At 59.4% G+C, this 8,780-nt stretch carries 3 protein-coding genes; all 3 read right to left on the reverse strand.

Annotation, left to right across the window (positions count from 1 at the left end; translation table 11 throughout):
• Positions 1–29: 29 nt before the first annotated feature.
• A complete protein-coding gene (locus DSM3645_RS01605) occupies positions 30–812 on the reverse strand; it encodes an SDR family oxidoreductase (RefSeq protein ID WP_002650234.1) in 783 nt (260 codons plus the stop codon).
• Between the two features lie 129 nt (positions 813–941).
• The gene (locus DSM3645_RS01610; RefSeq protein WP_002650235.1) at positions 942–1,397 is read right to left on the reverse strand and encodes a hypothetical protein; all 456 of its coding nucleotides are present in this window, start codon (positions 1,395–1,397) and stop codon (positions 942–944) included.
• Positions 1,398–1,666: 269 nt separating this feature from the next.
• A complete protein-coding gene (gene uvrA, locus DSM3645_RS01615; RefSeq protein WP_002650236.1) occupies positions 1,667–8,653 on the reverse strand; it encodes an excinuclease ABC subunit UvrA in 6,987 nt (2,328 codons plus the stop codon).
• Positions 8,654–8,780 lie beyond the last annotated feature (127 nt).

Genomic DNA, 8,780 nt, shown 5'->3' on the forward strand with positions numbered 1-8,780 from the left:
CCCCTTTTCTCTCGAACCCACTCTCTTGCTTAACCTTGCAGCAACGACTGGGCGCCGTCGATCCAAATCTCGGTGCCGGTGATATGACTCGCCGAGTCAGAGGCGAGAAACAGCATCAGGTCAGCGACTTGCAATGCGGTTCCCGGCAGGCCGTCGGTTAAGGGAATTTTTCCTTCGGGAAATTCGACCGGTTCACGGATTTCTTCTAGATCACGCTTGCGCGTCGAATCATCGATATCGGTCTCGATCGCGCCCGGACAGATGACGTTGACCCGAATGCGCTGCTCGGCCAATTCCAACGCGGCCATTTTCGCCAGCGCCACTTGCGCCGCTTTGCTGCACGAATAAGCGGTAGCGCCGGCGTTGCTGAAGATCCGCGTCCCGTTGACGCTAGAAGTGATCACGACGCTTCCTCCCTGTTTTTTCAAATGGGGAATCGCGTATTTGAGCGTCAGGAATGCGCCGCGCAGGTTGATCTCTTGCGTTGCGTTCCATTCGTCGAGCGAGAGATCTTCGATCGGCGCCCAGGTTCCATTGACGCCGCCGTTGGCGATGACAATGTCGAGACGTTCCCACTGGGCGATGATTTCGGCCGCGGCGCTTTCCATTTGCTCGGGACTGCGCAAATTAACGACTTGCGGCAATGGTTGCCCCCCGAGCGATGTGATCTCGTCCGCGAGCGTGGTCAGTCCCGCTTCGTCCAAGTCCAGCAACGCGACCTTGGCGCCCTGTCGAGCAAACAACAGCGCAGTCGCACGGCCAATGCCAGAAGCTGCGCCTGTGATCCAGGCAACTTTGTTTTCGAGATTCATCGCGGTTCACTCCTGGCTTGGGCATTCCGAACAGGCGCACGCCGTCCGTGGTCCTCAGATAGAAGACAAGAGTTGCAATTCGGGCGCCAAAAGAAAGTAACGCCCTGCTCGCTACCGATCTTCCGATCGCTATCGCGTCTTCAGATTCACATCGACCTGGGCGATATCTGCAATGTCGGCTTCCCAGTTGACCAGGATCCGTTCGACTCGGCCGTTTTCTAGCAGGATGGCGAAGGTGGTCGTATCTTCCTCAGCCCAATAATGTTTTTGCGTGTAACTGCACTGGATGAAGTCGCGCTTGTAGAGTTCGACCGGGACCAGCGAACCGTCGGCCAGCGGTTTGTGGTAGACGAACTTCTCGGCGTGCTCGATCTTGCAGTCGTAGCCCATCCGTTCCAGCGCCGCGAGCGCGGTCTCTTGCGGCGTGTCGCCGGGGATCTCTTCGCTGACGCGACGCTGGACGATCGACAGGTTCTCTTCGACCAATTCTTTGGCGAGCGACTTGCCGAACATCAGCGGAGTCGTCGTGCATCCGCCTGCGGCGATCAAGCAGGCGGTCGCCAGCAGCAGTGTGGTTCGCAACATGTCGTCAGCTCCCTCTACGAAACAAGACCCTCCGCCGCCGCGGATGGTTAGGGGGCGACTTATACTTGCCGCCGCGTGTTTGACGCAAGGGATGTTGGGCGCTGCTAGCAGCGGCGGAAAGCGGCGCAAGAAGGGTGTGGCCATCGCCTGTTGAGCGAGCCGAGGGAAATCGGTCTGGATCGGCAGAGAATGGGACGCTGGGATCAAGGGCCTCCAGTGACCAAACTTCTCTTCCTCCGCTTTCGGCTTTCCCGTTTCCGCTTTTCTGCTTAGAACAGCTTCTTCTGCCCGTTGGCGTCGGCGATGGCCTGCAGGGTTTCCTGCAGGAACTCGGACAGATCTCCTTTTTCGAGATCTTCGGTCGTGCGGAAGTGGATCTTCACCACGTCGCCGTCCGGCTTGGCGTCGATGTCAGGCTCTTGTCCAAGTCCGGCGATCCGTCCCAAGGCGACGGAGCCGCGGGGGACGCGGATCGTCAGGCGGACGTCTTCGGGGCGTTTGCTGGTGACGCTGGCCCAGGAACCGCTGACGCCGGCCGCCATGACGTTGACGATCATCTGGTTGTTCCACAAGATCTCGGCGTCGTCAGCCGTCTCCATCAGCAACGACAGCAGATCTTCCAGCACGTTGGCGTCCCACTGGGCGTTTTTGCCTGGCGGAAAACCTTTGCGCGACAGATGCCATTTCTCGCCCAGCTTTTTCCAGGGCATATGATCTTCGACGTTTTGCGTGAGCAGACTCAGGTATTTGTCGAAGCCGGCGACCGCTTGTTCGAGAAACTCCCAAAATTCGGAGCGGTTCACTTCTTCATACGTATGAGCGCGAATTTCGATCTCTTGGAACGGTCCGCGGAGGTTCTTCACTTTGACGCGGGGCTCGTTGCTGTAGATCGGCAGATCTTCCAGTTCGTTCAGCGTCGGCAAGGCCAAGCGACTCGGCAACTCCATGCGATCGAACGTTCCTTTATGAACGCGAAACTTCATTTTCAGCAGCCAGGTTTCGCCGGTGATCGCATGAAAGAACCAGCCGTCGCTCTTTTTCAGTCCCGAAATCTCAACGATGGTGCGCGAGTTCCAATTGATATCACTGAACTCGCCGATATCGATAATTCGATCGACGACCGCCGAGAGGATATTGCCGTCCCAGTTGCAAGCTTCGCCGGTGCGGCCGACTCGATCCTTGGTGTGCCAGCGGCGACCGTCCATCTCCCACGGCATCTTGGTGGCGCGGCCGACGTCGGCGATGTCCATGTCTCCTTCGCGCTCGTCTTCGGCTTTCGAAGGATCGAACGAGCCGCGTTCTTCGTACGGTCCGGCGGCCAAATAGGGCTTGAGCGCTTCGCCGGTGTGCGAGCGATACGGCTCTTCCCCTTTGTCGAACGCGTTGCTGTAGTCGACCACATCTTCGGGTGTTCCGGCGGTGACGAGTCGACCTCCGTCGGCGCCGGCTTCTGGACCAATCTCCAGGATCCAGTCGGCCTGTTTCATGACGTCCAGATTATGTTCGATCACGACGACCGTGTTGCCCAGATCGACCAGGCGATGGAAAACGTCGAGCAATTTGCGGAGGTCTTCAAAGTGGAGACCGGTCGTCGGTTCGTCGAGTAGGTAAAGCGTCTTGCCGGTATCGGGGCGCGCCAGTTCGGCGGCTAGTTTGACGCGCTGGGCTTCACCGCCAGAAAGCGTCGGCGCCGGTTGACCGAGCGTCACATAGTCGAGACCGACATCGCACAGCGTCTGTAAGATGCGGCGAATCTTGGGGATGTTCTCGAACAGCGTGACGGCCTGACCGATCGGCATCTCCAGAACATCGGCGATCGATTGGCCGTGATAGCGGACCGACAGGGTTTCTTCGTTGTAGCGATGGCCGTCGCACGTTTCGCAGGTGACCCAGACGTCTGGCAAGAAGTGCATCTCGATACATTTTTGCCCCATCCCTTCGCAGACGTCGCAACGTCCCCCTTCGACGTTAAAGCTGAATCGACGCGGCGTGTAGCCGCGAAGCTTGGCTTCGGGAAGTTGCGAAAAGAGATCGCGGATGACGTCAAAGACGCCGGTGTAGGTCGCCGCGTTGGAGCTGGGCGAGTTGCCTAACGGCTGCTGATCGACGCGGATCACTTTGTTGATCGCTTCGATGCCGCGAATCGCATCATGCGCGCCCGGCGTGGTCGAAGCGCGATGCAGCGTGCGGGCCAGCGAGTTGTAAATCACCTCTTGCATCAAGCTGCTTTTGCCGCTGCCGCTGGGACCGGCGATCGCGATTAGCGCGCCAAGCGGTAAACGAACATTGATGTTGTGCAAGTTGTTGTGCCGCGCGCCGACGACTTCGAGCCAGTCGCCGCTGGGCGAGGTGAAATCGAACGGCTCTCCCTGGGCCGCCAGCTTGCGGATCGAAGGCATCCGTCGATTCGACGGAACCGAAATCGCTTTCTTGCCGCTGATATAGGGACCGGTGACCGAGTCCTTGTTCTTGCCGACCTGCTTGGGAGTCCCCGAGGCGACAATCGTGCCGCCGTTAACGCCTGCCTGAGGACCGAAGTCGAGCAACTTGTCGCTCCCTTCGATCACTTCGTGATCATGCTCCACCACAATCAACGTGTTGCCCAGATCGCGCAGGCGATGCAGGGCGGCGAGCAAACGCCGATTGTCGCGGGGATGCAGCCCGATCGTCGGCTCGTCCAAGACATAGAGGACGCCGCACAGGCCGCTGCCGAGCTGACTGGCCAGTCGAATGCGTTGCGCTTCGCCGGCCGAGAGCGTCGGCGCGGTGCGCCGCAGCGTGAGGTACTCGAGTCCCACGTCGCAGAGAAACTGGACGCGGTTTTCGAGTTCGCGGACGATCTCGCCGGCGATTTTCGTTTCCCGCTTTTTCAGCTTCCAACCTTGAATAAATTCGAGCAACATCCCCATCGGCATGCTGCAGATGTCGAGCACCGTTTGATCGCGAAAGCGAACCGCCGACGTATCGTCACGCAGGCGACTGCCGCAGCAAGTGGTGCATTCGACTTCGGCGACTAGGCTTTCCAGCTGCATGCGGAAGGCTTGCGACAGTCGCGACGCTTCTTCGAGGGCCGGGTACAAACCTTTGAACTGAAAACGGAAAATTGGTCGCTGGGCCTGATCTTCGCCAGAGTGGACGTCAAACCATTGGTCGGCGGTGCCGTGCAGCAGCACGCGACGATGGCGACTGCTGAGCCGCTCGAACGGCGTGTCGAGCGGAACTCCGGCGCCGGCCGAAAGCGCTTCGAGCATCAGCAGCGAGATGTCGTGCTGCACGCCGGGCCACAGTTTCAGCGCCCCTTCGCGGAGCGTCAGCTTGGGATCGCTCAGCAGCGCCGTCGGATCGGCGCCGGTTTGCGTGCCCAGCCCTTCGCAGTCAGGACACCAGCCCAGTTGGCTGTTAAACGAAAAGTTGTGGGGCGATAGCTGATCGAAGCTTCGGTCGCAATTGCCGCAGGACAGCTTTTGGCTGTGACGCTTCACGCGCCAGCGATGCTCCGGCATTTTTTCGTCGACATAAGCGACATGCAGGAATCCGGCGCCAAGACTGAGCCCATTTTCGACGCTGTCGGCGATGCGGGTACGCGATTCTTCTTTGACCGAAATCCGGTCGACGATCACTTCCACATCATGATGCCGGCGGCGATCGACCTTCGGCGGTTTGTCGAGCGTGTGGACGACGCCGTCGACGCGGATGCGCTGATAGCCGGTCGTTTTCAGGTCTTCCCATAGTTCAGCGTATTGCTGGCCGACTTCCAGCGTGATCGGCGCCATCAGAAACAGCTTGGTTTCGGGGGGCTCGGTCAAGATCTTGTCGGTGATCATCGACGAGGTCTGCGTGCTGATCGGAATTTCGCAGTCGGGACAATATGGCGTACCAAGCCGCGGCATCATGACGCGGAGATAGTCGTAGATCTCGGTCACCGTCCCGACGGTCGACCGCGGCGAGTTGCCCAAGTTCTTTTGTTCGATCGCGATCGCCGGCGATAGCCCTTCGATATGATCGACGCGCGGCTTTTGCATTTGGCCGACAAACTGCCGCGCGTAGGCGCTCAGGCTTTCGACATAGCGGCGCTGTCCTTCGGCATAGATGGTGTCCATCGCCAACGAGCTTTTGCCGCTGCCGCTCGGTCCGCAAAAGACGGTCATCTTCTCGCGGTCGATTTGGGCGTCGACATTTTTCAGGTTGTGCATATTGGCGCCGCGGACATCGATCACCTTGGCCGCTTTTTGATCGCGCTTATGCTGGGCCGCTTTGGCGGCTCGCTTGATCTCGGTCACGGCGCGGCTTTGCTTGCCGGCCAAGATCGCTTTGAGCGCTTGACCCGTGTGCGACTCGGCGACATCCGCGACGGTTTCCGGCGTTCCGCAGGCGACGACATGGCCGCCGGTTGAGCCCCCTTCGGGCCCCATGTCGATCAGCCAGTCCGCGGTCTTGATCACATCCAGATTGTGCTCGACCACCAGTACGGTGTTCCCTTGCTCGGCGAAGGCATGCAGCACTTTTAGCAGCATCTTTACGTCGGCGAAGTGCAGTCCGGTTGTCGGTTCGTCCAGCAAGTACAGCGTGCGGCCGGTGCTGCGCTTGACCAGTTCTTTGGCCAGCTTAATGCGCTGGGCTTCGCCGCCAGAGAGCGTGGGCGAAGGTTGCCCCAGCTTGATGTAGTCGAGACCGACGTCATGCAGCGTTTGCAGTTTGTGCGCGATCGTCGGAACGTTCTCGAACAGTTTCAGCGCTTCCTGCACGTCCATTTCCAGCACGTCGGAAATCGACGCTTCTTTGAAGCGGACTTCCAGCGTTTCGCGGTTGAAGCGATGCCCTTCGCAGACAGGACAAGTGACCCAGATGTCGGCCAGGAAGTCCATCTCCAGCTTGTTGGCGCCGTTCCCTTCGCAGGCCGAACAACGCCCGCCGTCGACGTTAAAGCTAAAGCGTCCCGGCTTGTAGCCGCGGCGGCGCGACTCGGGAAGCTGCGCAAACAGATTGCGGATATCGTCAAAGACCTTGATGTACGTCGCCGGGTTGCTGCGCGGCGTTCGCCCGATCGGCGATTGGTCGATCGCGATCATCTTGTCGAGATGCTCGAGGCCATCGATCCGCTCATGGGCGCCCGGTTCGCCGAGACCGTGATTCAGATCGCGGCGGAGCGCTTCGACCAGGATGTCGTTGACGACGCTGCTTTTGCCGCTGCCGCTGACGCCGGTCACGCAGACGAAGCCGCCGAGCGGAATCTCGACGTTGACGTTCTTCAGGTTGTTTTCGGCGGCGCCGACGATCGTCAGCTTTTTCTCCCCGATATGCCGCCGCGTCTCAGGAACGTCGATCTTTTCGGTACCGGCCAAAAATCGACCGGTGACGCTATCTGGGTTGGCGGCGATCTCTTCGGCCAAACCTTGGGCGACAATAAATCCGCCGCGGACGCCGGCGCCGGGACCAAAGTCGATCACATGATCGGCGACGCGCATCGTGTCTTCGTCATGCTCGACGACCAACACCGTATTGCCCAGGTCGCGCAGATCATTGAGAGTCGCCAGCAAGCGGTCGTTGTCACGGGGATGCAGACCGATCGACGGCTCATCCAGGATGTAGGTCACGCCGACCAGGCCGCAGCCAATTTGGCCGGCCAGACGAATGCGCTGCGACTCGCCGCCCGAGAGGGTTGGCGCGGTGCGGCTGAGCGTCAGATATTCGAGACCGACATTCTCCAAAAAGCCGAGCCGCCCTCGGACTTCTTTGATCGCTTCGGCGCCGATCTTTTGCGACATCGCGTCGAGATCCAGATGCGCGAAGAACTCGGTCGCGTCTTGAATCGCTAGCTCCGACACTTCCGGCAGCGAGAGGACCGGCTTGTCCGTGAAGGCTTTGCTGGTGGATCCTAGTTTGACAAACCGCGCTTGGGCGTTCAGTCGCTGTCCGCCGCATTCGGGGCAGCCGACCGTCGACATATACTTTTCAAGCTGGCGAATTTGCGGCTTGGAGTTGCTGTTGCGGTACTTCTCTAGCATCTCCGGCACGATGCCGTCGTAGGTTCCGCCATACTTTTGCGGCGCCGATCCAGCGCGCCACGTAAAGGTAATATGTTGCTCGCCGGCGCCATGCAGCAGGATCTGCTTGACGTTTTCGTCCATGTCGCGCCAAGGAGTATCGAGAAACGCGCCGGCGTCGAGATTGAGCTTGCGCTCCATCGTTTCGGCGACCCCTTTATAGATATGGCGCTTCCAGCGGCCCAGATCGGTCCACTTGCCCAAAATTTCGATCGCCCCCTTTTTGAAGGTGAGGGTCACGTCGGGGACAAGCAGCTCGGGATCGAATGTGTAGATCTGCCCCAGACCGTCGCAAACAGGACACATCCCATGCGGACTGTTAAAGCTGAATAACTGCGGCGTCGGGGGATCAAACGAAACGCCGCAATCGACGCAGGCATAGTCGACCGAGAACATCATGTCGCCGGCGACTTCGTTCTTTTTCTGCTTCTTCCGCGTGCGGGTCTTTTTGGCGGGGGTTTCAGGAGCTTCGGCTTCTTCTTCGTCTTCCTCCACACGAGGAGCGATGATCAGGCTGCCGTCCCCCATTTTCATCGCCAGTTCGACCGCTTCCGCCAAGCGGCCGCGGACGCTCTGCGTGATCGTCAAGCGATCGACGACCAGCTCGACGTTGTGCCGCAACTGCCGATCGAGCATCAGATCATCCGTCAGATTGATAATCCTGCCGTCGACGCGCGCCCGGACGAAACCCTGCTTCAGCAGATCGATAAACAGATCGCGATGCTCACCTTTTTGACCGCGGATCAGCGGCGCGAGGATGACGATCTGCGAGTCTTTCTCCATCCCGAGGATGTGCTCGAGAATCTGTTCTTTCGTTTGAGCCGTCAGCTCCTTGCCGCACTCGTTGCAATGTCCTTTGCCGATCCGAGCGAACAGAATGCGGAGGAAATCATTGATCTCGGTGATTGTGCCGACGGTGCTGCGCGGATTATTGCCGGTCGTCTTTTGCGAAATCGAGATCGACGGAGTGAGCCCGCCGATGTAGTCGACCTCGGGCTTGGGCATTTGCCCCATGAACTGGCGCGCATAGCTTGAGAGACTCTCGACGTATCGGCGCTGACCTTCGGCGTAGACGGTGTCAAACGCCAGCGAGCTTTTGCCGCTGCCGCTGACGCCGGTCAGGCAGATCAGCTTGTTCCGGGGAAGAACGAGAGAGACGTCGCGCAGATTATGCTCGCGAGCGCCTTTGATCTCGATATCGGTTACCGGCATAAGGGCCCATCCATGCGTCGATTCGGGCGAAAGTTCAGCGAAACTCTCTATTCTAGGGGACGTCTGTATAGTGGCAACGGGTCGAACCCAGATCGATCCCCGGCGGCAAAAATCGCGAGAATTCCGA

The organism is Blastopirellula marina DSM 3645, from assembly GCF_000153105.1.
Classification (GTDB): domain Bacteria; phylum Planctomycetota; class Planctomycetia; order Pirellulales; family Pirellulaceae; genus Blastopirellula; species Blastopirellula marina.